Source organism: Candidatus Nitrosopumilus koreensis AR1 (assembly GCF_000299365.1).
Lineage (GTDB): Archaea > Thermoproteota > Nitrososphaeria > Nitrososphaerales > Nitrosopumilaceae > Nitrosopumilus > Nitrosopumilus koreensis.
Map to the genome: position 1 here is coordinate 1,175,629 of NC_018655.1, position 24,264 is coordinate 1,199,892.

Here is a 24,264-nt window from a genome sequence, read left to right on the forward strand (position 1 = left end):
AGAGTTAGATTTAGAGTCGTTGAGCGGAGGTGAAAAAGTCAGTGTTGCATTAGCCTTAAGATTAGGCATGGCAAGTCTCCTAGGAGCATCAAACCTTAACTTGATGATACTAGATGAACCTACAACACATCTTGATGCAGAAAGAAAAAAATCTCTAGTAGGAGTATTGTCTCAACTATCAAATATTTCAAATTCAGAAACGCCCATGCAATTTATCATAATTACGCATGATTCAGAGATTTTCGAGGATTCTACAGTTGAGCAAATTTACAAATTCGAGTCATCTGAACAAGGTAGCAAAGTGTCATTATTGAATTAGTTTTAAGAATTATTCTACGTGAACTATTCCAGTCATCCAAGGATGAACCATGCAGAAGTAATCATAAGTTCCAGGTTTTTCAAATGTGAATTCAAAAGTAGCACCAGACAGGAACAATCCAGAATCAAACATTCCAGTAGCACCTGCATTAACATTTCCGCTTGTCACAGTGTGTGCAGCAGAATCATCATTACTCCAAATGATTGTTGAATCAACTGGCACAGTTGCTTCATAAGGCAAATAGCATTCGTTAGTTTCATTGCATCCTGGAGCCCCAGACCCTTCAGGAATTGAAATAGTCAAAGATATTGGCAAATCAGACTGAGATTCAGGTAATTCTCTAGGTTCTGCAGTAGGTTCATCCATTAATTCCTCTGTTGGTTCAATTACAATCATTTCAGAGACTTCATTAACAATGACTTTACCAGTCATCCAAGGATGAACCATGCAGAAGTAATCATAAGTTCCAGGTTTTTCAAATGTGAATTCAAAAGTTTCACCTGCCATAAACAAACTTGAATCAAAGACTCCAGTTGCACCATCTTGTATATTGCCACTAGTTACTGTATGAGCAGCCGTGTCAACATTATTCCATTGAACAGCATCCCCAATGAAAATTGTAATTGTATGGGGCAAGTAACATTCGTTTGTCTCTTCACATCCAGGACCGCCAGAGCCTTGTGTAATTTCAACCACATGTTTTTGTGGTGGTGCAGGAACTGCAGAGGTCACCTCACCTAACACTAGAGTATCAGGTTCTTCAACAATTTTTGATTTAGGGGTGACTGTCAGCACATACTCACTGGTTATTGGAGTAGCAACATCTTTGCCATGCCCCAGACCAGTAACTAGAATTTTGATTGTAACATCAGAATTGCCAAGCACACTTGTTTTGTGAACAGGGAATAATTCAATTGCATATCCATCATCGTCAACACTTGTATGTCTATGAGATTCCTCATGGAGGATTTCATTCCCATCTTGGGTTGCAGATATTGTATAATAGACATGGTTTACAATTTGACCATCATCTCCGATAAATTCAGATTCAATTTCTAAAATTTCACCTTCAACTGCAGAAATAGGCAAAAGTTGTGGATTTACAAGGATTTCAGTAACTTCAACTTCCATGCTGGGTGTGACAATGGGCATATTATTCTCAACCACTCTTGGCTCAATAATTTCATCTGGAGACATTGCGATAAATCCAATTGATATTGCTGCCAATACTCCAACTGCAGTTATAATTCCATAAGAAAAGTTCATCTCATCCACCTGTTAACTTTGCAAACTTTTCGTTCTTACTTAACTTTTCCATAAATTCAATATTAGATAGAGCTACAACTGCAGATTCAACAACTGGTTTGTCTGGATCGTTTAATGCTTTTTCCAGAGCATCTTTTGCATCTTTATTTCCAACAACACCTAATGCAATTGCGGCTTCATGTCGTACAAACATACTTGGATCATTTAGAGTTGCATCAGTAAGTGGAGGAACAGAGCTAGAATAACACATTTGACCTAGAGAAAAGGCAGCTTCGTGTCTTACTAATTCATTATCATCATTTTTTAAAACTTTGGCAATATAGTGAACTTTATCCTCTCCACCAAAATCAACTAAGATACAGGTAGCTCTTGTTCGAACCACATAATCAGGATGATCCAAAAGATTTACAAAATATTCAGTATCTTTTTGCTCATATTTTTTTTCCATCTCAGCAAAAAGTGTTAATCGATCATCAGTAACTACTTGCAATGTTTTTGGAGATTTTTGTGTCCTATATTTAGTTAATCAGAAGAAATTCAAAATTTCTGTAGGTATGTATTTAATGGAAAAAATATGATGGTGTTTCATGAGCGCAGTAATTGGTGAAAAAGCACCAAATTTTGGAGTTTCAGAATGGGTTCAAGGTGCACCAACGAATTTTGATCAAGAAAAAGACCATATTGTTTTAGTTGAGGTATTTCAGGTAAATTGTCCGGGTTGTTTTATGCACGCATTGCCTGAGGCAATTGAGATCTACAACAAATACAAAGATGAAGGCGTAAGGGTAATTGGTATTGCTACTGCCTTTGAAGATTTTGATAAAAATACTTTAGACAATTTGAAAATGCTTGCAGAAACTGGAGAGATAGTTGGAGAAACCAAAAAGGCATTTCAGATGAGCGGACAACTTCAGGAAGGCAACAAGCTACCATACAAAATCCCATTCCCATTAGCAATGGATAATTTGGTAAAGACAACAGGGGAAATAAGTCAAGAAAAAATTATGCAGTTTATCTACCCTCAGATTCCAGAGTTTGATTCACAACCAGAGGAATACAAAAAACAGATCATTCAAAGAGTCAAAGATTACATGAAATCAAAAGAATATTCTGCTGAAACCTTTGAAAAGTTTGCACTTCAAGGAACACCATCAACCATCCTAGTTGATAGAAAAGGGATTCTCAGAGATGTTTCATTTGGACAAGTCGGACAAGCAGAATCAATGATTCAGAAATTACTCAATGAAGGTTAGATCATACAAATAAAACAAGAGTGATCGATAGTGCTACAGCTACAACAAATCCTCCAATAAGAGCAATTTTTGAATTATCCACAAAATTTGGTTTTAGATTATGAATTTTAAGGATATTATCAAAAACATTAATTCAAATCAAAAGCATCATTGACTATGGAAGGAGAACAGATCATTGTTCCATTGTTGATTGTGCTTGCGGTAGGGATTTTTGTAGGTACTAGAATCTGGATTATGTTTAAAAAATAGATTTTTTAATTTTCATAATTACAATTGCAGGCAATCCAAAATACATACCAACATTTAGTACAATCAAAGATATTCCAATGGACAATACTTCAGATTCTGTTTCTGCATAATCCATAAGAGACAATGTAGTTATCATAGGAGTAATTCCTGCCTTGATTATCTCATTGAATACAGGGTTTTCTCTTTGATAATCTGCTATTTGCGGACTGAACAGATAATAAAATTTGTTAAAGGAATTCATGAAAGATTTTCCTGATTCTGTTTGCATTAGTTTGTTATCTCTTAATTCTCTTAATTGTTGTACCTGAGGTGCCAGTTCAGAGCCAAACGTTGCAGTTGCAATCAAACATCCACCACCAGACTCCTCATCAGAATAATTTTTTTGATCAGATGTAGGCACTTCAATTTCTTTTACACCAGTCAATGCGTCTGTTCCAATGATGTCAATTTTGTTATTACCAATTCCAGTAAAATTCAAAGTGATAAATGAAATTCTATCATTTGATTTTGATTTTTGGATAGTCTCAACATCGTTGATAAAAAAAGTGAAATTTCCATAAAGTAAATTTTTAGGAATTGTTACTTCACCTAAATTATTTTCCAATCCGCTGTTAATGAAAAGTGTCAAACGTTTTTCATCTTTATCAAATTCATGTTCCAAAACATCAAAGTTTGAAACAGTCACAACTTCAAAAGTATGTCCACCGGCATCCACATCAAGACGAGTCAGCAATCCTGTTCTATCAGATAGTTGACCAAATACAGGAGAGATTATCAATAGTAACGGAATTAAGAAAATTATTTTCAATTTATGCTGTCTGAGATATTCGTTTAGTTAATTCTTTATCTTGTGCAACTCTTGGATGATCTGGATCTGCCAAGATTACTTCAAACCAATAGTGTTTTCCATCTTTATAGATAAAGTAAGAACCCAAAAGTTTCATGTTTGGATATCTTTCACTTACTCTTCGTTCTGCAACAGTTTTCATATTGTCATCTGCCTTGATTCTTGTTACACCAAGATGTTTTGGTCTTCTACCACCAGTAGGTCTTTGTTTTCTCATACCACCAGTACCAACCCTCATTCTAACAACAATAATGCCTTGTTTTGCTTTGTACCCCAATCTTCTTGCTCTTTGTAATCTGCTAGGCTTGTCAATACGAGTAATTGCATTTTGTTTACGCCAACCAACTATACGTTCACGTAGCTCTGGAGCATTTTCTTTCCAGAGTCTGATCCATATTTGGTCTTGACGACTAGGCATATCGGGCATAGTAAAATCCCCTTTAATAACTGATTTCCACATTTGTTAGGGTTTGAATATAAAATAAAAAAGGAAAGAAAATTAGGCTAATTTCCTGAGATTAAATCCCAGATAAAACCAAATAATTCTCTAAACACAGTTTTTTATCTAAAAAATTGTAGATAATCTCAAAACTAAAAATTCACTGACATTAATGGAACAAAATTTCAACCGAATATTCCCAATCTTGTTTTGTTTCATTACATTTGAGACATTTTTTAAGATATCACGGATTAGATTTTACCAAAGAATTCATCTTTCTTGAAAAATAATGTTCAGCCTCATGTCCTTCATACAACAAACATTGGTTTTCATCCACATCACATCGAACAGGACATCTTGGTGGAGGTTGAAAGGGCATGCATGAAAGTAATATACACCATATTTAGATCAATCGCATCTTTGACATGTTTTTGCACAATGTCACAAAATAATTTTACGTTGTATGGTTTTACTGACATTTACTAGTCATAATAAATTCAGACTGAATGATAATCCTGATTGGTCAAATCCCAGTCGTTTGTAAAATTTGTGCGAATCTTTTCTTCTGTTACCTGATTCAAGCCTAATTCTATAACATTTTTTAGATTTTGCTAATTTGACACATTCTAAAATTAGTTTTTTTCCAATTCCTGAATCTCTAAATTCATTTTTTACTACCAATTCCGGAATATACATTTCAAATTTAGCACGGTTTAGTCGTCTAAGAAGAACAATGCTTACCACTCCCACAATTTTTGAATTTATTTCTGCTACAAGAATAAACTTTGAAGAATCTGAAAAATAATCTTTTATTTTGTCTTCAAATACCTTAACTTCCTTTTTATCTATTGGTTCTGGCCTCCCTAACTCGTAAAGTAATTCTAGAATTGATGGGATGTCTTTTTTAGATGCGTTTCTGATTTCTGCTTCCACCAACAATAATTTGTATTTAATATTTTTAAAGAATATGCAATGTTTCCTAGATCATTCACAATGTTAATTTACTAGAACTATTCCATATTTTTTCGTGATAGGTGTTTGTCAAAAATGCCATTGTTCTGGAATCAAGATAGTGAAAACTCCCGTTTTGTTAAGCGAGATAGGGGTAGCAGACTTGCCACTATGTGAAAATTGCAGAAAAACCAACTATTAAAAACAAGTTGAAAATTTTTATTTTATTTTAATCAGGAAACAGGGGCAATCATAGCTGTTCCTGAACTGGTTGGAACAAACTGTATCATTACAACATCTTCTCCCATAAAATTGGGTTCAACTACAAGATCATTGATGAGAATCCCATTGACAGAGACAGCATAATTCTCAGGTAGAAGAAGATTGTTTGGGATGAGTAGAATAACATATTCTGGTTTGTCAAATGAAAAAGTGATCATGCCAATTTCAGACTGGTAATTGAAATTTGAAATGGTTGAAGGTGTTCGGATGTCTACTATATTATCACCTATCCATTGAGGTTGGTATTTTTCTCTAATATCTTCAGTAAGAGGAGATACTTCATACTTTTCTGAATCTTGAATTTCCAGTCTTAATCCTTCTACACAGTAATTTCGTGAAACATCATCTACAATCACATCACATAATTCTTGACCTTTTTGAAAGTCATGGTTGGTGAAAAATGCAAGAGTGGTTCCAGTAGACATACTGCATTCTAAATAATCATTTTTTGCTAGATGTTCGGAATTGCAAAGATTAGAAATTGTTTCTTCAGATAATCCATCTCTAGTTAAAACATTGTCCGTGTACTGCATCATTACACCTTTAACACACAAAATGTTTTGATACAAAGATAATTCATGACAGGATGCTAGCGAAGAATCCAAATCATCGCCAAAGTAATGAACAAAACCATGACCCAATCCATGAACACAGTCTTGGTAGTTGGAAGAGCCAATCAAGTCATCACAAATAGTTTTGTATGAATTTGGAAATGGCTTGTCCAATTCACCAATATTGTGGAAGTAAGATGCCAAAACTCCGTGGAAATATCCACCTCGGCACATAGTACCATCCATCCCCTGAAGACTTTTTGATACATCTCCTGTTTCTTCATAAGCCACATGACCAATCTCATGAGATACGAAATGACAGTCGTCCATGGTGCCCATCTTGGATAATGCTATAGATAATTCAAGTGCATCAGCATTATTTTTCTCAGATTCGGCGAGTCTGCCAAAAAATTCAGAATAACAAACAAGACGTAGTGTACCGTCATTCATGTCAGCACAAGTGCGAATATCTTGGAAGTATTTTGTAGCCAAAGATTCTGAGGGCAACACAGGAACATAGTCATCAATATCTAAAATTCCATCGTTGTCATCATCTGGATCTTGATTTGAACCTATTCCATCAAAATCAAAATCTGCCCAATCTATCGGATCTGTATCAAACTGGTCAAGAGAGTCAGATACACCATCGTTGTCATCATCTGTATCTTTGTTATCACCTATAAAATCAAAATCAGAGTCTGCCCAGTCAGATGGATCTGTATCAAACAAATCAACATCATCATTAAACCCATCATTATCATCATCTAAATCACATACATCTCCTAGGTTGTCTGAGTCAAAGTCTGCCTGGTCAAAATTACTATCTGTCGGACAATTATCAATAGAGTCAATCACCCCATCATTGTCAAAATCGGCAAAAGAAACAGTTCCATTCCATGCCAAAAAGGACACAGTCAGACTAACAGTCAACAAAACAAGCATCAGTTTCATTTTTTTAGTTATTAGTGAAGACACAACAGTATTTTTCAAAATACATTTTATGGTATTTTAACTCATCTACTAAATTATTTGATCTATGGTATAACCCACCAATTACTGTTTTAGATTATCTATGTAAATAAAAAAGAACCAGTCATTACGAAGTGTAATAGAAAACAGGTTCTTTAGTTAATTTGATTTTCATCATTACAGGATTATTTTTTCTTTTTATCCAAGGTGTGGCCCTCCAATGCTTGATTCCAATGAATGTATTTTTACTGTTGAATAGTTATTGTCACCCTGTACGAAATCAACTAGTTAACTTGCTACTGACAGAAATCAAAAATATTTTTTCTTAATACCACGATCAGTATTTCTGGTTAATTAGTAATTAAGGAGGTGCAAAAATGTCAAGACCAAAACGTACTGCAGAAGATTATGATGATTTTGATGATGACGATGATGATTTTGATGATGACTATTACTAGTCTAGTTAAATGTCACCAATGTCTATGAGATAGACAGGGCAGGTCACATGTTCTACAATTTTCCTTGAAACGCTTCCAAGACTAAGTAGTTTCTTTAATCCTTTTAACTTTCTTCGTTTTGCCATAACGATCAAATCAACGTCTCTTTCTAAGACAATTCTCAGGATTTCTTCAGCAGCGTCTCCTTCTACTACTTTAACCTCTATGATAGTCTCGGTTCCCAATTCCTCAATTTTGTCGGCAAGAACTTTTTCCATTGATTGTTTTATTGTCTTGTTTGCATCGTCTATGTTATTCACAAGTTTTTCTCTTTCTGACTGTGATAATGCAAAGCTTGGGGGAATCGGAATACTTTCAACCACATGTAATACGATAATTTTTGCAGAATCTGTTTTTGCAAGATGCATAGCATGTCTTAATGACTCATCTCCTGCAGGGGTTCCACCGTGAGGGACTAGAATGGTCTTGTACATGTACTCAATTCAACTCCTCGTAATTGGTCTCTATTTGTTCAAAGCTTGTACCTTTGCATTGAGGACATTCCGAAATATGTGATACACCTGCCTTTTTTGAAAAAACATTTCCGCAGTTTTTGCATACTCGTAATTCTTCAATTATAACCATATTTGGATACTCTCTGTTGTCTGTTTTAAAATTTTGCAAATTCTCATTCATGATGGAACATCGCAAATCCAAGTCGATTAGATTGTTATTTGTGAGATTATAGTTAAGATTCTAAAACAAATTGTACCTAGAACAAAGATTTTGCTTTTGTCAACTCCATCTTAATAGAGTCAATTTTTGCATCAATCATATCAGACGCATCACCATTTTTTATCATGTTTCGAAGATCTACACGTAACATCAATTCTATTTTCTCCATCAGAGGGCGGTCTTTTTGTGCAATAGCACTTTCAACATACTCATAATTTTCTAAGTATGCATTTGTTGCAAGTGAGAAGGCAGTGTCCTTTTCACCATTTCTATAATTTATTGACACATCATCTAGGATTTTTTCTATATTATTGATTATGTCTAGCACCTGACTTTGTTCGGTAATTGAAGTGCCCATCATGTTTCCCATCATTCCAGAGCCCATCATATGACTGTCCATCATCATATCTAGCATCCGTTGTTGGTATTGAGGATCATTCATCATGGTGTTCATCATTGGTTGCATCATCATGTTCATGTGTTGTTGGTTATTCATCATCATGTTGTGCATCTGTGTCATAGCTTGCGGATCATTCATCATAGTACTCATCCATTGATTCATAGCATCAGGGTTATTCATCATGGTTTGATGCCATTGGTTCATCATATTAGGATCATTCATCATTTGTTGCATTTGTTGAGGTGTCATTTGCATGAAATTATTTTGAGGTGTTGAGGTTTGCATCATGGCATAACCTATACCAATTCCAGCAAAGAATACTCCTACTGCAATTCCAATCATCACGTATTGGCTAACCATGTTTGAATTTCGTCAATGTCAGATATATGTTATTATCCAAAACTCATGTCTGATTATCAATTTGGATTATGGTGAATCTTTAGTTTGATTCTTAGTTTATCTTGATTCAATAAAAATTACATCAACAAGATCATTATTGCTTCTTTTAGTTACAGTATCCCTACTTGCATTGTGGAAATTTTGCAGATGTGCTTTTCTTGTTTTAATTCCATATTCTCGACATAATCTGCAAAAATAGGTCACTTGTCTTTGAGATTTTGGCATCACGTGGTTTTCACATTCTAAAATTGCAGTTTGCATAAGAGAAAACAGAAGAGCAGATATTTTAATATTGTCATATTTATGACATATTGTCAAGTATGTAGAAAATATGCAAAATCTTTATATTTTGTAATCACCATTACACTAATTTGGTGATTAAAAGATGTTTGATGACCAATTCGAAAGAACATTTCGAAGATTGTCGAGTCCCTTTTTTTCAATGGGAGATATCTTCGAAAGCCCAAATGATAGAACAGTCCAGACTTTTGGACCATACTACTACGGTTATGTAAAGACTGTAGGGGAAGATGGCATTCCTCATGTAACTGAATGGGGCAATGCAAAACCAGCTAATTCTCTTGCAGATACTACTGTAAGAGATCCATACGTTGATGTTTCAGTCAATGAACAAGAACGTACTCTCAAGATTGTTTCAGAGATGCCAGGAATTGAAAAGTCTGACATCAAACTCAATGTGTCAGATAAACAAGTATTACTTTCAGCCCAACACGGTGAAAGAAAATATGAAAAGAAAATTCCACTACCATCAAAAGTAGATGAAAACTCTGCAAAAGCCAAATACACAAACGGAGTCTTGGAACTGACAATACATCTTGCCAAGGAAAAACCTCAAGGCAAGTTAGTGTCAGTTGAATGATCTGGAGGTAAAAAAGATGGATTGTAATTCATCCCTAAAACAGGTCAAAGACTCTATCAAATCTTCTGTGGAAAAGGTTTCTTCATATCCTGAGGAAATCATTTCCAAATGGAAGTTTGGTAGGAGAAATTTTCCCTGAGGTGAGAAAAAATGCCAGACACTTTGTGTAGACAATGTGGTGGAGAACTGGATACAGAAAGACAATGCATGCATTGTCATCAACCAGTTCAGCTAGTTTGTACAAAATGTTTGCAGCCCACAGAAGAGAGATTTCACAGTAAATGCATGTACAGTGAGGAGATACTATGTCACACAGTCGCAGCACTTGCATAAGTCATAGATCACCTAGTTTGAACATGTGGAGAGTCCCTTCCTCTCCATATGTTTCAACTTTTGTTGGTCTATGTCATAGATGTTGGTCAAGCAATGTACCAATAACCTTGACTGAATCCTGTGATATATTGTGCAGTAAATGTATCGGAGAGAACTCTAAATGATAAAACAGAGTGCCAGAACGAGCATTGACTGCAAACACTCTATTTTATTAAAAAACTATCAATCAAACAAATACTACTGCATAAAATGTGACATACAATTTAACCTAAAAGAGGAAAAATAAGCCATCCAAGATATTAAGAAGTCAAAATGAATCACTTTCTAACTTGTGATCAGACACAAATCTATAGAGTTTGAATCTAAGTTATCTTGATTCAATAAAAATCACATCAAAATGAGAATTAAAAAAGAAGGATGCCAAATATTTGTGCAATTATTGCTGCGACAACCAAAATTAAAATTTTTATTCCTAATTTCATGTTAAATCATAAATCCATTAGTTAATGTTTCAAGATTCTTGTTCTTTGATAACATTTAATGTCATACTTGAAACAATATGAGGTATTTTTCTAATTGCTTTGGTAATAACATTGTCTAGTATTTCATCACTAGACGATTCAACAATACAAATAACATCATACAGTCCAAAAACAACATCAGCTTCTTTTACTTCAGGAATATGGCTCAGATCTTTCAGTATTGGATATTCTTCTCCTTTTTCACAATGAATAACGACGTAAGCTTTGACAATATTTTGTCCAAGCATTGCTCCAATTAGTTTATCAGATGGTTGAAACAGTTCTCCTGATTCTGAACGAATTAAGGTCATGGTAGAACGAATTTTTGGCATTTTACGAATTTGTTTAGTAACTACTTGTTGAATTTTCTCTTCAGAGTCCAATTCAATTTGTGCAACAATGTCATAAAGGCCAAATGTACCATGAACACCTTTTATCCCTTCCATGTTTTTTAGGGATGAAATGATCTCTTTTTCTGAGCCCAAATTACAATTCATTAAGACATACGCTTTTGCCATTTCTATGAATCTCCTTTCAAAATCAAAAAAACATCAAAAATTATATAATTTTGATCCATCATATTACTCCGACAGGGATAAAGAGAGATTTCAAAGTGACATGTACAATCAATGTTTCAAATTCCATTTAAGATACAGCAATTATAAAGGAAATTCTTTACTTTAACAAAACTGAACATTGTTAAGTATGCCATAAATAGAAAACAAAAAACAGGTATGTTTTGATGAAATTCTTACATCAAAATGAATAAAACATCAGCATTCCAGATTATTTTGTAACCATTACCAATGTTGCAATTATACCAAGTATTGCAATGAAAATCAATGTGTTTCGTATGTAGGATTTTCTCATTAATGTTATTTTTCACGCTTTGGCTTTGAATGAGCCTTTATCATGTGTTTTTTTGTTCTTTCTGGATCGGTAAATTCCATATCGCAAATGGTGCATTTGTTAGAAAACGTTGTTTCTCTTTTCAGGATACTTTTTAGCTTATTTTTGTTAAAGGGTAATCGAGATTTCATAACAAATACAGAAATCAGAGATTATAAGGCATTGCTTAACATTGTTAATTATAACTACTAGGAACAATAGTTAAAGTGTCATTTATTCAATAGTACATAGTGGCCGAGCCAAAAAAATATAGAGATAGAATCTATATTGTAAAAGACATTATTCTTACACTTTCAGAATATGGGGAGTTGAATCAAACTGCATTGTTTAGTTTTTGTGGATTAAATATTTCAAAGCATAAACAAATTTTAGATAATCTAGAACAAAATGACATCATTCAACGAACAGAGAAAGTAGAAGGAAAAAGAGCTGTTACGATTTTTAAGGTCACTCCAAAAGGAATGAATTTTTGCCATGAAATATTGGAACCATATGAAAAACTATTTCCAAGAAGTGGTAAATCCTCGGATTCATTAAATTTTGGATGCTTATTCTTCGTCTAGGTGATATTTTGAGGAGATGGCCTTATCCAAGTTTTCTCTTTTTTCCAGATAATTACAATATCGTTTGTTCCAGGAACTAAGAGATTTGAATTGCCGTATACCTGCAGATAACCAAACACCAGATGTGACCAGAACGACGGTTAACAAAATTATCAGCAATAATGCAAAATCATACTCACTTTCAACCAAATGCAGGAATTTTGGATGAGTGACAAGATATAATGAAATTCCTATTGCAAGAGGGGCTAAAATCAGAGCAGATAATGAAACACCAAGCATTAAATTTTTGAGTTGTTGAATTTTTTCAATAAAAAGATCCATAGAACTTAAAATATCGTTTCCAAAATCAGACAAACTTGTATACCTCTAATGAACCAAAATTATTTCTTTTAATATATTTTTGATGAATTTTAATTGAGATATCAAAAATGTTTTGATTTTTCACTGTTTCTGTTGTGTATGTGTAGTATTTAGGAAATACTTAACAATGTTAATTTAATTTTATTAGAAATTCATCATAATTGATTTTATGACTGAGGATAATGATTTAGAGGAAGAAAATCTTGCAACCAAGAAAAATAAAGACTGGTGGAGATTAGAAAAATTTCAGATAGGTAGGAAAAGGTTTTCATAAACATGGCATTTTCATGTAAAGGCATATGCGACTCATTAATGGAAGAACCAGTTCCCAGCGGTTTACGCTACAAACTCGGGCAGAAGAGATGCACATTATGTGGTATTTTTGTTAAAACTACGAATCTAAGATGTCCTTGTTGTAATGCTCGCTTACGAACAAGATCAAGAAACAAAAAACATTCTAGAAAGCGTATCCATTAACATTGTTAAGCATTTCCTAAATATCAAAAAAATGAATCATAATTAATGCAGAGCAAACTACTCCAAAAAGGAAATAATGACAACTGTTGTTCTATCCTAGTTTTCATTTACTGCCATTAGACACGGTAATTTCCTTTTTGCTCCTGCAGTACCATTTATCTAAATTCGGGTTAACAATGTTAACTGAAGTATATTACATACAAATCTGATAAAAATACAAAATGGTAAAACTCAAGTGTGTTGATTATGGATTTGAATGTGATTTTGTAGCAGAGGGAGAGATGCAACAAGTAATTGATGAATTTGGACATCATACTGATGAAGAACACGGAATTGATTATTCCAAAGAAGCTTTGATGCAATTTATCTTGAGAAAAACCACGTAACACAAATCAAGGATGAATTTAATGATTGAATTTTTTGACCATAATCTAGTATTACAGTTCCTAGATTCTGTTTTTCTTCAAGGAGATGGAGGCATATTTGGATTTATGGGTAAAGGTCGAGATGCATTAGGTAGTGATGATCCCATAGTAAAGGGGCTTATTCCAACATTATTTGGAGTGACTTTATTTGGAATTTTATTGAATTTCTTCAATTCTGCAGTTAGAAAGAAGATGGTTGATCAAACAAAACTAAAACGAATAATGAAGGAGACTCGTAGATGGCAAAAAGAAAGAATGGCTGCAATGCGAGCAAAAGATACTGCAAAAACAGCTGAACTAAACAAGAAATCTGCATACATGAACAAGATGTCAATGGAGATGATGCAGATGAATATGAGACCGATGATGATTACGTTCGTTCCTTTGATTTTGATTTTTTATTTGGTTTTGCCTCAATTATTTGCCCACACAGTTGCATTAAGTCCAATACCACTAAATGTGATTCCAGGTGATTTTTTTCACCTAACATGTACTGCTGAACAAGTAGCAGATCCAGACAATGTCTGCACCCAAGAAAATGCGTTATATCTTTGGGCATGGTATTTCCTTTCATCCATTGCATTTAGTGGAATAATTATGAAATTAACCAAAACATCAATGGGGGCAGATTAAAAATCTGAATCAAGTTCATAAACTTAAAAAAGATTAATTATTATTTCTAAATGACCATTTTGTTTCTTCATGAGGCCTTACAAATTTTTCAGGAGAAACTTTACTATGATCACTTTTGATATGAGACATGTAATTTACAAGTGATGAGAAATTCTGATTGCATATTGGGCAGACTTTTGTAAATCCCATAAGCATTATTGGAAAATATTTCTTTTAGAAGTTCCTTAACAATGTTAATTATCACATACATTTAGAAAAATTATTTCAACAGTATACTGCTTATGTTTTTCCAAACTCACTAATTCAACAATTAGCCAGTTAAATGAGCAAAAATGTCTACTTTGTAAACTATAAACCAACCCCAAATACTAAGTTAAAATTCTCTTGAGTGGGGCATCACATTCCACGCACTCGAAGAGGTGCTTCCGCAGAAAACTCGATAATCAAATTACTCCAAAGTTGTTAAAAAGTATTCCTGATAATTGATTTGAGATTTTTATTGAGCAAAAATAGCATGAAAAAATATGAAAACAATTGCTGTAATCATAGCCATAATAATAGCATTCAGTCTGACATTATATCCATCTGCATATGCAGAGCCCTCTGTGGAGATAATTATGGAAAAAACAACTTACAGTTATTGTGAAAAATTATTCTATACAATCAATGTTTCAGAGATCACAGGAAATCCTGCAATTATTCACATCCGAGATGAAACAGGAAAAGGCAGTAGTGCAATACCTATTCCAATAACAGATTTACAAAATCCAGTACCATCACGTGTTGCTTTTGAAAAAGAAATTTTTCCATTAGGAAAATATTTCATTGATGTAGAATATGAAGGAGTTCAAACCACAGCAGAGTTTGAATTAGTTGATTCAAACAAACCATGTATCCCAGAATTGATTAAACCAATAATGGCAAATTGGCTTTCAGGTAATATTTCTGATGGATTTTTAATTGACGCTTTTCAAAAATATGTTGACAGTCAAATAATAGACATACCTTTTGAAATTAACGAAACAAATGTTTATGACATCACTATTCCAGAATGGGTAAAAAATGTAGGATATTGGTGGATTGAAGGGGTGATATCAGATGATGATTTTGGACAAGCGGTAAATTACCTAATTGAGAAAAATATAATCAAAAATACAAGTCAGGCAGAAAACGAATTATGAACAAGTATTCAATCATCACAGTTATTGCAATCATAGTTATTGTTATTCCATTTGCACATTCTGGGTTAAGTATAGCAGGGATGCAGCAACTGGAATACAGATGGAATGGTCCTGGTGAATTTACTTTTTTTGCAATGTCAAATTCAGGAGATGTTGAATTTTGTAATACATTACCAATTTGGATGAGTTTTCAGAAATTTGAAATTGCAACATTTTATGAAAAAAATCATCTAGGATCATTTGTAGTAGGGCCAACCACCATCAACCCATTATCAGCAACAGTCAATGAGGGTGTTTTTACATCAGAAGAAATTACAGCAGCTCAACATAATTTTATGACATTTGATTTTGAATTTGATGGGGGAGATATCAGACTAGATCCTAATCAATTCATAGTTGTGATCAGTTCAGAGACACCAATAATAGGAATAATCCCATATTCATCAACAACTCAGATTACAGGTTATGATTTTGATCAAAAGATGAATGTTAATGATTTGACTTGTAACTAGTCGCTACTTTTACTGGCTTTGGACATTAATGCCAATATTATTGCCACTGCTCCAGTAATGATAAACGCGGCCATAACTCCATATCCTAATTCTTTACCAAGTCCTTTGAAGGAAGTTTCTTTAGGAACAGATGTTTTAGGTTCAACCACACACATTCCATCTTTTAGAACAGTTCCAGAACCGCATCTTTCATCTAAAACACATACACCGTCTTTTAGAATAGTTCCTTCTCCACATTCTGTTGTTTCTTTAGGAGTATCCACAGGTGTTTCTACAGGGGTTTCAACAGTAGATTCAGACTGTTCTTCTTCAATTTCTGCAATTAGTTTATCTAATTCAGATTTTGAAATATCTAGTGCTTCATGAAAAGTATAGTCTGAATAATTATCTTCAAACCATTTTTTGTAAGAGGGTTCAGTGACATATCTTTCAACATAATATTTTGTATCTTTAGAAGAATCTACAAAAGATGCGGGAATTTGTTTTTCAGTTGTTTCATCTACCATAGATTCATCATCAGATGATTCATCCAGAGTTTGGCCAAATACAGTTCCAATTATTTCTAAATCTTCAGAACCAGCAGGTATTTTGATGTTTAAAGTTCTACTTTGAGCAGTGGTGGTTTCTGAAAAATCAGCTTCTAAACCATCAACTATAACGAAAAATGGATCATCTTCACCATCATAAATTGAATCAAAAAATGTACGTTCAAAAATTATATTTAATTCTCCAGAGTCACCAATTACATTAATTCCAAAAAGCAGTTCTGCAGAATCAGATAAAGTTTCGGCAGTAACACTAGTAATTTCAACTTGTTTAGCAGTATATTCAAAATCATAAGGCGTGCCATCAACATCAACTGACATTGTTTCAGCATACACAAATGCTGATGAGATAATTGTAAAGAAGATCAATCCAAGAGATATTTTTAACAAAGAATTTCCATTTGGCAAATGTCTTAGTCGTTCAGATTGAAATTGTCTCATGCTAGTGTTATTCAATACGATTAACGTCCTCCAAATAGATGTTAAAAACAAAGAGACGACAATAAATCACGTAAAAGTCAATTTTTTTGCTTATTTTTAAAGTTCAGGCAGAAATTCTTCTAGATTACGCCTCTCAAAATCTGAACAATCTTCTCAGCAATTACATTTGCAGCCAAAGATTGCGCTTCTTTTGTTTGAGCGCCAATATGAGGAGTTAAGATTACATTGTCAAGTTCTGCTAGCTTTGTTCCAATAGCAGGTTCTTTTTCAAATACATCTAAAGCTGCACCACCCAGAGTACCATTTTTGAGAGCATCATAAAGTGCATCCTCATCAACCACACCACCTCTAGAAGTATTGATAATTTTTGCAGTATTTTTCATAGTAGACATTTTTTGTGCATCCAATAGATGATAAGTTGAATCTAATAATGGAACATGAATAGAGATGTAATCAGAGCTTTGAAGCAATGTATTCAAATCTGCTTTCATCAAACCAACTTCTTTTGAAAATTCTTCATCGATTGGAACCACATCATATCCGATAATGTTCATGTTTAGTGCATGTGCAAGTCTACCTAATCTTTTTCCAATATTTCCTAGTCCAATAATTCCAAGATATTTTCCCCTAAGTTCCGTTCCTTTCAATTCTTTTTTGAGCCATTGTTCATTTCTAATTCCTCTATCACCACGTGTGGTTTGTCTTGCAAGAGATAACATTAAGCCTAAAACTAATTCAGCAACGGCATTCATTGCGCCTTCAACGGCATTAATTACTCGAATATTTTTTGCTTTTGCAGCTTCTTGATCAACATTATCTAGTCCAACACCTACACGAGCAATAATTTTACAATTATCAGCTTTATCGATCATGTCTTTTGTAATTGTAGTTCTACTTCTAACAATTACAATATTGTAGTTAGCAATTTTTTCTAAAATTTGTTCAGGGGTAATTTCTGGTTCATATGATACTTTCAGACCATTATCTTCTAAAATTTTATTTAAAATTGGATCTACTTCATCACAAATTAGTACAGAATCATCAAATCCCATGAAATAAGAAATAGAGCTACGGAATATAATTCATTCAAAATAATAAAAAGAAAAAGATGTTATGTTATCAAGAAGTTAGCATTTCGGCTACTACAGGAATTACTTCCCATAATGCGACATAATCGCCACTTGCTTGCATTTCAGAAGCTACTTCATCAGTGTATAAACCGTGAATGTTTAGTGCAGGATGAGCAATACTGTTTGCTCCCATTGGTGGGACAGCATCACTTGGATTGCCTAAAGCGTATGCATAAGATGCTACTGGTGCTGGAATAACTCCTTTCTCAACGAGAACTGGGTTCAAGCCGAATGGGTCACCTGCTACAAAGACTGTAGCTGCGCCAGTGTAAATTGCTGCATAGTCATGGTTTACTGCTGCATATGCACCTGGTTCATCAAAGACCAAGTCAACAATCATGTTCTGTGAGCCACCGAGTAACCATGTTTCAGTTGCTGCGGATTGGACTCTATTGCCTTGGACAACTCTATCCAAAATTTCTCCAACAATGTGGAAGAATAGTGGTTCGTTACCATGGTTTTCAATAAAGAGTCTCACGTGTTGATCATTTTCAACAAACAAGAGTTGTGATTGGTATTGCTTGTGTTCAAGTCCATTCCATGGTTGTGCAACAAAGATGTTCTTGTTTACATCGCCATTGACGAGTAAGTTATGAGCCATGTTTGGTACATAACCAAATTGCATTCCGTTAACAACTGTTGCAGTGTTATGATGTTGGAACATTGCTCCTGCATCATAGTTGCCTTCAGGTGTAAGGTACAATTGATTGTATTGGAGTTGGAACTCTAATGCATCTGCATCATAGAATTTTCTGTCAATTTCGCCACTTCCACTGGTTTTCTCAACCATTAATTTCTTGTATCCATCAGCTGGATCAACAATTGCAATTCCGTACATGCCGGAAAGTACATGTTGGTCCATACCAATTAGTTTGACACCAGAACAATGGTATTTGAAAACACCAGCAGCTTCAGCGATGTAACAGTACTGACTTGTTTCACCAGGATTAACTGATTCAAAGTTTCCTGCTGACATTTGTGATGCGTGCATGTCGTTACCGTGTCCAGTAACTTCATCATCTGGAATTGTAAGTGTCATTTTTACAACATCGCCTTGTGTGACTCTAAGTGTTGGTCCTGGGACTTGTCCACTAAAGGTCATGGCATTGTAAGTTTTTCCTCCCATAATTGGAAGTTCAACACTTTCACCAGTCAAGTTAAACTCAACTACTGTTCTACCAGAATTTTCTAGAACACCACAATCAGTTTCTGCGAATGCTTGAGGCATTACAAGCTGCAAACCGCCCATTTGATGGATTTTCTCAATTACATCGATATCCATTTTTTCCATATCGAGTGATTGCCCACCAATTTGGGTTTGTGTGTATGTGCTTCCGAATAAGGTTGCGCCCATTACAGCTACTGCTGCAATTGTAAAGAGCATACTAACACGCTTATTCATTATCAGCGTTGGTCTCTGAATCCTATATAATAATTCCCATTATGGATATATGATTTTATGAAAATATCTGAAAAAGAATGAATAGTGGGGCAAAATAATTGGTTTTAGAATGAAATTTCGATTAGATCAAGACTCACTAGGTAAAGTCAAAATCCCATCTGACGCATATTATGGGGCATTTACTGGTAGAGCAATCAAGCAATATCATGTAACAGGAAACAAATCTCACGAGAATTTGATAAAGTCGTTTGTCATGATAAAACGATCAGCTGCTGTGGCAAACATGAAAACAAAGGTTATTGACGCTAGACGTGGAAAAGCAATAGTTTCTGCTTGTGATAAAATTTTGTCAGGAAAACACGTTGATCAGTTTGTTGTAGACATGATAAACTCCGGGGCAGGAACTGCATTTAACATGAATTCAAACGAAGTAATTGCAAATGTAGCATTAGAAATTTTACATAAAAAGAAAGGACAATACGAGTTCTTACATCCAAATGATCACGTAAACATGTCACAATCAAGTAACGATACATATCCAACAGCCATGCATGTTGCAATTTTGATGAATCTCAAAGAAACAATTCTATCTATTGATATTTTGATAAAGTCGTTATCAAAAAAAGCAAAGCAATTTTCGTCATTTAAGAAAATCGGAAGAACACATCTTATGGATGCATTACCAGTTACATTAGGTAGTGAATTTGCAGCTTATGTTACATCAATTACAAAAGCAAGAAATGAAATTGTTGCATCACAAAAAGAATTACAAAATGTTGCATTAGGAGGAACGGCTGTTGGCTCTGGTGCAAATACACCAAAAGGTTACAGGAAGATTGCAATTTCAGAACTTGCAAAAATTTCAAAATTATCATTAAAACCTGAAAAAGACATGCAGCATGGATTGCAAAGCAAGTATGCAGTTGCAAATTGTTCAAGTGCATTACGCAACCTAGCATTAGAAATTGGAAAACTTGCAAATGATATCAGATTAATGGCATCAGGTCCAATTGCAGGGCTAGCAGAGATTGGAATTCCTGCAGTTCATGCAGGTTCCTCAATTATGCCTGGAAAAGTAAACCCATCATTAGCAGAATGCATGAACATGATTTGTTTCAACATTATTGGAAATGATACTGCAGTATCTTATGCAGCACAAAGTGGACAGTTTGAGCTTAATGTAATGCTGCCAGGAATGCTAAAGTGCATGTTAGAGTCAACAGATATGTTAAAGAATTTCTTGCCAATATTTTCTGCAAATCTTATTGATGGTTTAACTGCAAACAAAGATAAATTGCGTGCTGACATTGAAAACAGTCCAGTAATTGTTACGCTGTTAACACCAAAAATCGGATATCTAAAATCTGCAGAACTTTTCAAAGAATCGTTAAAAACAGGAAAAACTATCAGAGAATTAGTTGTTTCAAAGAAATTAATGACTAACAAAGAAATCGACTCTCTGTTTGGATAAAGTATGGCAAAAATTTTTGTAGAATCTTATGGATGTTCTGCAAGTTTTGCAGATTCAGAAATGATTTCAGGATTAATTCTAAATGGAGGTCACACACTAGTAGAAGATTCTGAAGAGTCAGATCTAAACATTGTCGTCACATGTTCTGTGAAAGATGCAACAGCAAACAAGATGATTCACAGAATAAAATCATTGAAAACAAAACCTCTTGTGGTAGCTGGTTGCTTACCAAAAGCTGAAAAAGAAACAGTTGAAAGATTTTCTGAAAATGCTAGTCTTTTAGGTCCAAATTCATTAGGTAAAACTCTTCAAGTGATTGATTCTACACTTCAAGGAAGAAAAGAGATTGCATTAGAAGACTCTGATTTATCAAAAGTAGGACTCCCAAAAGTCAGACTAAATCCAGCAGTAGGAATAGTTGAGATTGCAAGTGGGTGTATGAGCGAATGTACGTTTTGTCAAACTAAAATTTCCAAAGGCGATCTCCAAAGCTACAGACTGGGAGATATTGTTAGACAAGTAAAAACGGAAATTGATGAAGGATGTAAAGAAATTTGGTTAACATCAACTGATAACGGATGTTACGGATTGGACATTGGAACAGATTTACCTGCATTAATTAATGCAGTTTCAGAAATTCCAGAGGACTTTATGGTTAGAGTTGGAATGATGAATCCAATGTACATGCCAAGAATTAAAGAAAAATTAATTGAATCATACGAAAATGACAAAGTCTTCAAATTTCTTCATATTCCAGTACAAAGTGGAAGTGACAAAGTACTACAGGATATGAAAAGAGGTCATACTGCAGGAACATTTAGAGAGATAGTAAAAAAGGCAAAAGAGAGATTTCCAAACTTTACTATTTCAACAGATATCATAGTAGGTTTCCCATCAGAAACAAGAGAAGACTTTGAAAAAACAGTAGAATTACTTGATGAAACAAGACCAGATGTAGTAAATTTATCAAAATATAGCGCCAGACCAGGAACCGAAGCTGCTGAATGGGAACAAATCGATGTTGCAGAAGTAAAGTCAAGAAGCAAGGAGATTTTTGAGCAGATCAACAAAATATCGCTAGATAACAACAAAAAATGGATCGGGTGGAAAGGAAACGTCCTCTTTGATGAAAAGACAGAGGATGGCATCAAAGGTAGAAACTTTGCTTACAAGCCAGTGTTTGTTCCAGAACAAGTAGACATAGGACAATCACATACAGTAGAAATTATCGATGCTACTCAAAACAGCCTGCTTGGAAAGATCGCAAGCTAAATTTTTTAGATCTAAAATTTGATTAAAAAAACGTAAGAAGGTTTTTTATGGAATTCAGTGAATAGGAACTGAAATGAGTTTTCAAGTAAAAGAACCAATTTTAGTAATAGGTCTGGGTGGCGCAGGCTCAAAATTAGCAGTTAAGGCAAAAGATGCACTAAATTCAGATTGTCTTCTAATCAGTAATGATTCAAAGGACTTCATAGAAGAAGTGCCATCTGTTCATGTTTCAACTGATTCTGTGATAAATCCATCTATGCAATTAATCAGAGGCTCAACTTATGATGTTTCAGAAGAGATCAAGTCAAAAATTTCAGGTTATTCTACTGTGGTAATGATGAGTAATTTGGCTGGAAAAGCAGGCTCAGCCATAGCACCAGTTGTTTCAGAAATGTGTAAGGAATCAAACAAAGGACTGATTTCATTTGCAATTATGCCTTTCAAATACGAAAAAGATAGAATTTTCAATTCTGGTGTTGCATTAAAGAGAGTTAGAGAAAACTCTGAATGTACTGTTGTGCTTGATAACGATTCATTACTTGAGAGCAATCCAGATTTGACTCCAAAAGCATGCTATGATATTGCAAACTCTGCAATAATACACGTAGTTGAATCACTTGGAGCCTCAGAGATGGCTTCTGAGACAAATATTCTTACAACAAGCAAAGACGGACAAAATATCGAAGATTCGCTTAGAGATTCACTAAAAATGCTATATGAAAATGCCCCACCAAATACAGTAAAGCGTTCAATGCTATATGTCGTAGGAGGAAGCAATATTCCAGTAGGAGTATTAAATTCAATTACAAATCTTACAAGCGGAATTCTAAATGAGAGTAATTCACAAATTGATATGACTTCAACTACCGAAGAATCTAAAGTAGTGATGTTGTCATCCATTCAAGGAATGACAAAATTTGATAATTATGATCCTCTTGGGATGATTTCACAAGAAAATACACTTGACTGGGTTACACCAGATTGTAGTATTGATTGTAAACTAGATTTACCACAACTAGAATAAAACTTTGTCTTCAACTTTTGGAGTTTCTTTTTCGGTAGTTACTTTAGATTCAATTTCTTCCTCATATGGAGAAACAAGAACATAGCCCTCGTCAGTCTTGCTCATTCGAACTCTAATTTTTCTTGGAGGGCTACGAATTCCTTTTGCCCAAATTTGATGAGCCAAGTCTTCTTCAATTTTAATATCTTCAACTTTCATGTGATGACGAGCAAATTCTTTAATCATGTTAATTGCTCTGACTGCTCTATGTTGTGATTGTGAGAGCAATACTTTGCCGAGATTAATTGTATAAACACGTTCTAATTCTTGAGACATCTATCCTACCTCCACATCAGTTGATCTCCAAGCTCTACGTTTTGGATTTGTTCTAACACTTCTCTTTGTTTTGAGAATAATCCAAGCTGGTACAGGTGATGCCTGTTTTGTTTTTTTCAACAGACGAATTTTCCTTGGAGAGGACTTACGTGCAGCCATAGTTTTTCAGGCACGAAGAGCTCTTTTTAAATGAATCTCAGGATTTTAGGCCACTATGAATTTGTTTTAGTATTCTAGCAGAAGCACCCCATACTATTTTGTTTTGATACTCAAATGTATACATCTCTTGAATGATGTTATGAGTGGGATTAGGGTCTTGTGCCATAGTTTTCAAAAAAGACTCCAAAGGTATATGAAAAATTTTTTCAACTTCACAGTTTGCAGAAAGTTTGGGTATTTCATTAACAACAGAAATGAAGGGCAAGATAAGAAAACCAGAGTTCAATGTAACCACAGGATCTAATTGTCCTACAACCTGATCTCGGGTAATGGTCAACCCAATCTCTTCACTAGTTTCACGAAGTGCAGTATCAAGAAGATCAGAATCACTAGTATCCAGTTTTCCTCCAGGAAAAGATATTTCGCCTGCATGAAATTTCATATTTTTTGGTTTCTCAGTCATCACAACCTTTGGTTCCTGTCCATAAATTACAACAAGGATTGAAGCCAAACGATATTTTTTAGTATTTTCTAAAATAGGATCAATCGGAGTAGAAAATAGGGATTCAATTTTTTCCAGTGTTAACATTACTTTCCCACTTTTCCATATCGGT

General features: G+C 34.3%; 31 protein-coding genes and 1 pseudogene. 12 read left to right on the forward strand and 20 right to left on the reverse strand.

Annotated elements, in window-relative coordinates; all coding sequences use genetic code 11:
* Positions 1 to 19: 19 nt before the first annotated feature.
* Positions 20 to 319, forward strand: a pseudogene (locus NKOR_RS10405) (AAA family ATPase); the annotation flags it as partial.
* Between the two features lie 9 nt (positions 320 to 328).
* Here the strand turns inward: NKOR_RS10405 and NKOR_RS07030 are convergent.
* Positions 329 to 1,585, reverse strand: coding sequence for a cupredoxin domain-containing protein (locus tag NKOR_RS07030; RefSeq protein WP_232202942.1), 1,257 nt, complete (start codon positions 1,583 to 1,585; stop codon positions 329 to 331).
* 1 nt (position 1,586) lies between these two features.
* Complete coding sequence (locus NKOR_RS07035; protein ID WP_014963666.1) at positions 1,587 to 2,075, reverse strand: HEAT repeat domain-containing protein; 489 nt, start codon at positions 2,073 to 2,075, stop codon at positions 1,587 to 1,589.
* 97 nt (positions 2,076 to 2,172) lie between these two features.
* Here NKOR_RS07035 and NKOR_RS07040 point away from each other — a divergent pair, with 97 nt between their 5' ends.
* The gene (locus tag NKOR_RS07040; protein WP_014963667.1) at positions 2,173 to 2,838 is read left to right on the forward strand and encodes a TlpA family protein disulfide reductase; all 666 of its coding nucleotides are present in this window, start codon (positions 2,173 to 2,175) and stop codon (positions 2,836 to 2,838) included.
* Positions 2,839 to 3,076: 238 nt separating this feature from the next.
* Here NKOR_RS07040 and NKOR_RS07045 read toward each other — a convergent pair whose 3' ends face one another.
* From NKOR_RS07045 to NKOR_RS07080, 9 genes are all read right to left on the reverse strand, one after another.
* Entirely contained in the window at positions 3,077 to 3,865 is a 789-nt protein-coding gene (locus NKOR_RS07045; RefSeq protein WP_014963668.1) for a CFI-box-CTERM domain-containing protein, read from the reverse strand.
* 31 nt (positions 3,866 to 3,896) lie between these two features.
* Entirely contained in the window at positions 3,897 to 4,352 is a 456-nt protein-coding gene (locus NKOR_RS07050) for a 50S ribosomal protein L15e (protein WP_016939303.1), read from the reverse strand.
* Between the two features lie 265 nt (positions 4,353 to 4,617).
* Positions 4,618 to 4,752 carry a hypothetical protein gene (locus tag NKOR_RS10625; protein WP_016939304.1) on the reverse strand — a complete coding sequence of 45 codons (135 nt, stop codon included), beginning with the start codon at positions 4,750 to 4,752 and terminating at the stop codon, positions 4,618 to 4,620.
* 107 nt (positions 4,753 to 4,859) lie between these two features.
* Positions 4,860 to 5,306, reverse strand: coding sequence for a GNAT family N-acetyltransferase (locus NKOR_RS07055; protein ID WP_014963670.1), 447 nt, complete (start codon positions 5,304 to 5,306; stop codon positions 4,860 to 4,862).
* Positions 5,307 to 5,557: 251 nt separating this feature from the next.
* Positions 5,558 to 7,087 carry a thrombospondin type 3 repeat-containing protein gene (locus NKOR_RS07060; RefSeq protein WP_238535963.1) on the reverse strand — a complete coding sequence of 510 codons (1,530 nt, stop codon included), beginning with the start codon at positions 7,085 to 7,087 and terminating at the stop codon, positions 5,558 to 5,560.
* Positions 7,088 to 7,589: 502 nt separating this feature from the next.
* Positions 7,590 to 8,057: a universal stress protein gene (locus NKOR_RS07065; RefSeq protein ID WP_014963672.1), complete on the reverse strand. Its 468-nt coding sequence runs from the start codon at positions 8,055 to 8,057 to the stop codon at positions 7,590 to 7,592.
* Between the two features lie 4 nt (positions 8,058 to 8,061).
* On the reverse strand, positions 8,062 to 8,208 hold the full coding sequence (locus NKOR_RS07070; protein WP_232202944.1) for a hypothetical protein: 147 nt from the start codon (positions 8,206 to 8,208) through the stop codon (positions 8,062 to 8,064).
* 127 nt (positions 8,209 to 8,335) lie between these two features.
* Entirely contained in the window at positions 8,336 to 9,058 is a 723-nt protein-coding gene (locus NKOR_RS07075; protein ID WP_014963674.1) for a hypothetical protein, read from the reverse strand.
* Positions 9,059 to 9,154: 96 nt separating this feature from the next.
* The gene (locus NKOR_RS07080; protein WP_014963675.1) at positions 9,155 to 9,358 is read right to left on the reverse strand and encodes a hypothetical protein; all 204 of its coding nucleotides are present in this window, start codon (positions 9,356 to 9,358) and stop codon (positions 9,155 to 9,157) included.
* A 181-nt stretch (positions 9,359 to 9,539) separates the two neighbouring features.
* On the opposite strand from NKOR_RS07080, the gene hsp20 reads away from it, so the two are divergent.
* Together hsp20 and NKOR_RS10065 are read left to right on the forward strand one after the other, a co-directional pair.
* Positions 9,540 to 9,977 (forward strand): archaeal heat shock protein Hsp20, encoded by a 438-nt coding sequence (hsp20, locus tag NKOR_RS07085; RefSeq protein ID WP_014963676.1) that lies wholly within the window; start codon positions 9,540 to 9,542, stop codon positions 9,975 to 9,977.
* A gap of 150 nt (positions 9,978 to 10,127) precedes the next feature.
* Entirely contained in the window at positions 10,128 to 10,310 is a 183-nt protein-coding gene (locus tag NKOR_RS10065; protein WP_187146194.1) for a hypothetical protein, read from the forward strand.
* A 511-nt stretch (positions 10,311 to 10,821) separates the two neighbouring features.
* Here NKOR_RS10065 and NKOR_RS07090 read toward each other — a convergent pair.
* Positions 10,822 to 11,349, reverse strand: coding sequence for an Lrp/AsnC ligand binding domain-containing protein (locus NKOR_RS07090; protein ID WP_014963677.1), 528 nt, complete (start codon positions 11,347 to 11,349; stop codon positions 10,822 to 10,824).
* A 621-nt stretch (positions 11,350 to 11,970) separates the two neighbouring features.
* Between NKOR_RS07090 and NKOR_RS07095 the strand changes: the two genes are divergently transcribed.
* The gene (locus NKOR_RS07095; protein WP_014963678.1) at positions 11,971 to 12,303 is read left to right on the forward strand and encodes a winged helix-turn-helix domain-containing protein; all 333 of its coding nucleotides are present in this window, start codon (positions 11,971 to 11,973) and stop codon (positions 12,301 to 12,303) included.
* Here NKOR_RS07095 and NKOR_RS07100 read toward each other — a convergent pair.
* Positions 12,289 to 12,624 carry a hypothetical protein gene (locus NKOR_RS07100; protein ID WP_016939309.1) on the reverse strand — a complete coding sequence of 112 codons (336 nt, stop codon included), beginning with the start codon at positions 12,622 to 12,624 and terminating at the stop codon, positions 12,289 to 12,291. The genes NKOR_RS07095 and NKOR_RS07100 overlap by 15 nt on opposite strands.
* Positions 12,625 to 13,361: 737 nt before the next feature.
* Between NKOR_RS07100 and NKOR_RS07110 the strand changes: the two genes are divergently transcribed.
* Together NKOR_RS07110 and NKOR_RS07115 are read left to right on the forward strand one after the other, a co-directional pair.
* Positions 13,362 to 13,526 carry a DUF1059 domain-containing protein gene (locus tag NKOR_RS07110; protein ID WP_014963680.1) on the forward strand — a complete coding sequence of 55 codons (165 nt, stop codon included), beginning with the start codon at positions 13,362 to 13,364 and terminating at the stop codon, positions 13,524 to 13,526.
* A 21-nt stretch (positions 13,527 to 13,547) separates the two neighbouring features.
* A complete protein-coding gene (locus tag NKOR_RS07115; protein WP_014963681.1) occupies positions 13,548 to 14,198 on the forward strand; it encodes a DUF106 domain-containing protein in 651 nt (216 codons plus the stop codon).
* 33 nt (positions 14,199 to 14,231) lie between these two features.
* Here NKOR_RS07115 and NKOR_RS10070 read toward each other — a convergent pair whose 3' ends face one another.
* On the reverse strand, positions 14,232 to 14,387 hold the full coding sequence (locus NKOR_RS10070) for a hypothetical protein (RefSeq protein WP_016939311.1): 156 nt from the start codon (positions 14,385 to 14,387) through the stop codon (positions 14,232 to 14,234).
* A gap of 335 nt (positions 14,388 to 14,722) precedes the next feature.
* Here NKOR_RS10070 and NKOR_RS07120 point away from each other — a divergent pair, with 335 nt between their 5' ends.
* Entirely contained in the window at positions 14,723 to 15,379 is a 657-nt protein-coding gene (locus tag NKOR_RS07120) for a hypothetical protein (RefSeq protein ID WP_014963682.1), read from the forward strand.
* A complete protein-coding gene (locus NKOR_RS07125) occupies positions 15,376 to 15,891 on the forward strand; it encodes a hypothetical protein (RefSeq protein ID WP_014963683.1) in 516 nt (171 codons plus the stop codon). The genes NKOR_RS07120 and NKOR_RS07125 overlap by 4 nt, the downstream gene beginning before the upstream one ends.
* Here the strand turns inward: NKOR_RS07125 and NKOR_RS07130 are convergent.
* The 3 genes from NKOR_RS07130 to NKOR_RS07140 all read right to left on the reverse strand — a co-directional run bounded on the left by NKOR_RS07130 (position 15,888) and on the right by NKOR_RS07140 (position 19,391).
* A complete protein-coding gene (locus NKOR_RS07130; RefSeq protein ID WP_014963684.1) occupies positions 15,888 to 16,877 on the reverse strand; it encodes a hypothetical protein in 990 nt (329 codons plus the stop codon). The genes NKOR_RS07125 and NKOR_RS07130 overlap by 4 nt on opposite strands.
* Before the next feature lie 119 nt (positions 16,878 to 16,996).
* The gene (locus NKOR_RS07135) at positions 16,997 to 17,929 is read right to left on the reverse strand and encodes a D-2-hydroxyacid dehydrogenase (RefSeq protein WP_014963685.1); all 933 of its coding nucleotides are present in this window, start codon (positions 17,927 to 17,929) and stop codon (positions 16,997 to 16,999) included.
* A gap of 67 nt (positions 17,930 to 17,996) precedes the next feature.
* Complete coding sequence (locus tag NKOR_RS07140; RefSeq protein ID WP_014963686.1) at positions 17,997 to 19,391, reverse strand: multicopper oxidase domain-containing protein; 1,395 nt, start codon at positions 19,389 to 19,391, stop codon at positions 17,997 to 17,999.
* Between the two features lie 127 nt (positions 19,392 to 19,518).
* On the opposite strand from NKOR_RS07140, the gene NKOR_RS07145 reads away from it, so the two are divergent.
* The 3 genes from NKOR_RS07145 (at position 19,519) to NKOR_RS07155 (ending at position 23,176) form a co-directional block, all read left to right on the forward strand.
* Complete coding sequence (locus tag NKOR_RS07145; RefSeq protein WP_014963687.1) at positions 19,519 to 20,880, forward strand: aspartate ammonia-lyase; 1,362 nt, start codon at positions 19,519 to 19,521, stop codon at positions 20,878 to 20,880.
* A 3-nt stretch (positions 20,881 to 20,883) separates the two neighbouring features.
* Positions 20,884 to 22,152, forward strand: a complete 1,269-nt coding sequence (locus tag NKOR_RS07150; RefSeq protein ID WP_014963688.1) for a tRNA (N(6)-L-threonylcarbamoyladenosine(37)-C(2))-methylthiotransferase — start codon at positions 20,884 to 20,886, stop codon at positions 22,150 to 22,152.
* A 73-nt stretch (positions 22,153 to 22,225) separates the two neighbouring features.
* Positions 22,226 to 23,176, forward strand: a complete 951-nt coding sequence (locus tag NKOR_RS07155) for a cell division protein FtsZ (RefSeq protein WP_014963689.1) — start codon at positions 22,226 to 22,228, stop codon at positions 23,174 to 23,176.
* Here NKOR_RS07155 and NKOR_RS07160 read toward each other — a convergent pair.
* From NKOR_RS07160 to NKOR_RS07170, 3 genes are read right to left on the reverse strand one after another with little or no spacing between them, the layout of a single operon-like run.
* On the reverse strand, positions 23,168 to 23,491 hold the full coding sequence (locus tag NKOR_RS07160) for a 50S ribosomal protein L31e (RefSeq protein ID WP_014963690.1): 324 nt from the start codon (positions 23,489 to 23,491) through the stop codon (positions 23,168 to 23,170). The two genes, NKOR_RS07155 and NKOR_RS07160, sit on opposite strands and share 9 nt — an antisense overlap.
* Positions 23,492 to 23,650: a 50S ribosomal protein L39e gene (locus NKOR_RS07165; protein WP_012215647.1), complete on the reverse strand. Its 159-nt coding sequence runs from the start codon at positions 23,648 to 23,650 to the stop codon at positions 23,492 to 23,494.
* A gap of 37 nt (positions 23,651 to 23,687) precedes the next feature.
* Positions 23,688 to 24,239 carry an NUDIX hydrolase gene (locus NKOR_RS07170; protein ID WP_014963692.1) on the reverse strand — a complete coding sequence of 184 codons (552 nt, stop codon included), beginning with the start codon at positions 24,237 to 24,239 and terminating at the stop codon, positions 23,688 to 23,690.
* Positions 24,240 to 24,264 lie beyond the last annotated feature (25 nt).

Excerpts from the sequence above, each read along its gene's own strand:
- NKOR_RS07065 (WP_014963672.1), bottom strand. The coding sequence starts at position 8,057 with ATGTACAAGACCATTCTAGTCCCTCACGGTGGAACCCCTGCAGGAGAT.
- NKOR_RS07040 (WP_014963667.1), top strand. The coding sequence starts at position 2,173 with ATGAGCGCAGTAATTGGTGAAAAAGCACCAAATTTTGGAGTTTCAGAA.
- NKOR_RS07050 (WP_016939303.1), bottom strand. The coding sequence starts at position 4,352 with ATGCCTAGTCGTCAAGACCAAATATGGATCAGACTCTGGAAAGAAAAT.
- NKOR_RS07165 (WP_012215647.1), bottom strand. The coding sequence starts at position 23,650 with ATGGCTGCACGTAAGTCCTCTCCAAGGAAAATTCGTCTGTTGAAAAAA.
- NKOR_RS07140 (WP_014963686.1), bottom strand. The coding sequence starts at position 19,391 with ATGCTCTTTACAATTGCAGCAGTAGCTGTAATGGGCGCAACCTTATTC.
- NKOR_RS07115 (WP_014963681.1), top strand. The coding sequence starts at position 13,548 with ATGATTGAATTTTTTGACCATAATCTAGTATTACAGTTCCTAGATTCT.
- NKOR_RS07120 (WP_014963682.1), top strand. The coding sequence starts at position 14,723 with ATGAAAACAATTGCTGTAATCATAGCCATAATAATAGCATTCAGTCTG.
- NKOR_RS07125 (WP_014963683.1), top strand. The coding sequence starts at position 15,376 with ATGAACAAGTATTCAATCATCACAGTTATTGCAATCATAGTTATTGTT.
- NKOR_RS07070 (WP_232202944.1), bottom strand. The coding sequence starts at position 8,208 with ATGGTTATAATTGAAGAATTACGAGTATGCAAAAACTGCGGAAATGTT.
- NKOR_RS07030 (WP_232202942.1), bottom strand. The coding sequence starts at position 1,585 with ATGAACTTTTCTTATGGAATTATAACTGCAGTTGGAGTATTGGCAGCA.
- NKOR_RS07090 (WP_014963677.1), bottom strand. The coding sequence starts at position 11,349 with ATGGCAAAAGCGTATGTCTTAATGAATTGTAATTTGGGCTCAGAAAAA.
- NKOR_RS07100 (WP_016939309.1), bottom strand. The coding sequence starts at position 12,624 with ATGGATCTTTTTATTGAAAAAATTCAACAACTCAAAAATTTAATGCTT.
- NKOR_RS10070 (WP_016939311.1), bottom strand. The coding sequence starts at position 14,387 with ATGGGATTTACAAAAGTCTGCCCAATATGCAATCAGAATTTCTCATCA.
- NKOR_RS07135 (WP_014963685.1), bottom strand. The coding sequence starts at position 17,929 with ATGGGATTTGATGATTCTGTACTAATTTGTGATGAAGTAGATCCAATT.
- NKOR_RS10625 (WP_016939304.1), bottom strand. The coding sequence starts at position 4,752 with ATGCCCTTTCAACCTCCACCAAGATGTCCTGTTCGATGTGATGTGGAT.
- NKOR_RS07110 (WP_014963680.1), top strand. The coding sequence starts at position 13,362 with ATGGTAAAACTCAAGTGTGTTGATTATGGATTTGAATGTGATTTTGTA.
- NKOR_RS07160 (WP_014963690.1), bottom strand. The coding sequence starts at position 23,491 with ATGTCTCAAGAATTAGAACGTGTTTATACAATTAATCTCGGCAAAGTA.
- NKOR_RS07145 (WP_014963687.1), top strand. The coding sequence starts at position 19,519 with ATGAAATTTCGATTAGATCAAGACTCACTAGGTAAAGTCAAAATCCCA.
- NKOR_RS07155 (WP_014963689.1), top strand. The coding sequence starts at position 22,226 with ATGAGTTTTCAAGTAAAAGAACCAATTTTAGTAATAGGTCTGGGTGGC.
- NKOR_RS07075 (WP_014963674.1), bottom strand. The coding sequence starts at position 9,058 with ATGGTTAGCCAATACGTGATGATTGGAATTGCAGTAGGAGTATTCTTT.
- NKOR_RS07150 (WP_014963688.1), top strand. The coding sequence starts at position 20,884 with ATGGCAAAAATTTTTGTAGAATCTTATGGATGTTCTGCAAGTTTTGCA.
- NKOR_RS10065 (WP_187146194.1), top strand. The coding sequence starts at position 10,128 with ATGCCAGACACTTTGTGTAGACAATGTGGTGGAGAACTGGATACAGAA.
- NKOR_RS07080 (WP_014963675.1), bottom strand. The coding sequence starts at position 9,358 with ATGCAAACTGCAATTTTAGAATGTGAAAACCACGTGATGCCAAAATCT.
- NKOR_RS07130 (WP_014963684.1), bottom strand. The coding sequence starts at position 16,877 with ATGAGACAATTTCAATCTGAACGACTAAGACATTTGCCAAATGGAAAT.
- hsp20 (WP_014963676.1), top strand. The coding sequence starts at position 9,540 with ATGGGAGATATCTTCGAAAGCCCAAATGATAGAACAGTCCAGACTTTT.
- NKOR_RS07170 (WP_014963692.1), bottom strand. The coding sequence starts at position 24,239 with ATGTTAACACTGGAAAAAATTGAATCCCTATTTTCTACTCCGATTGAT.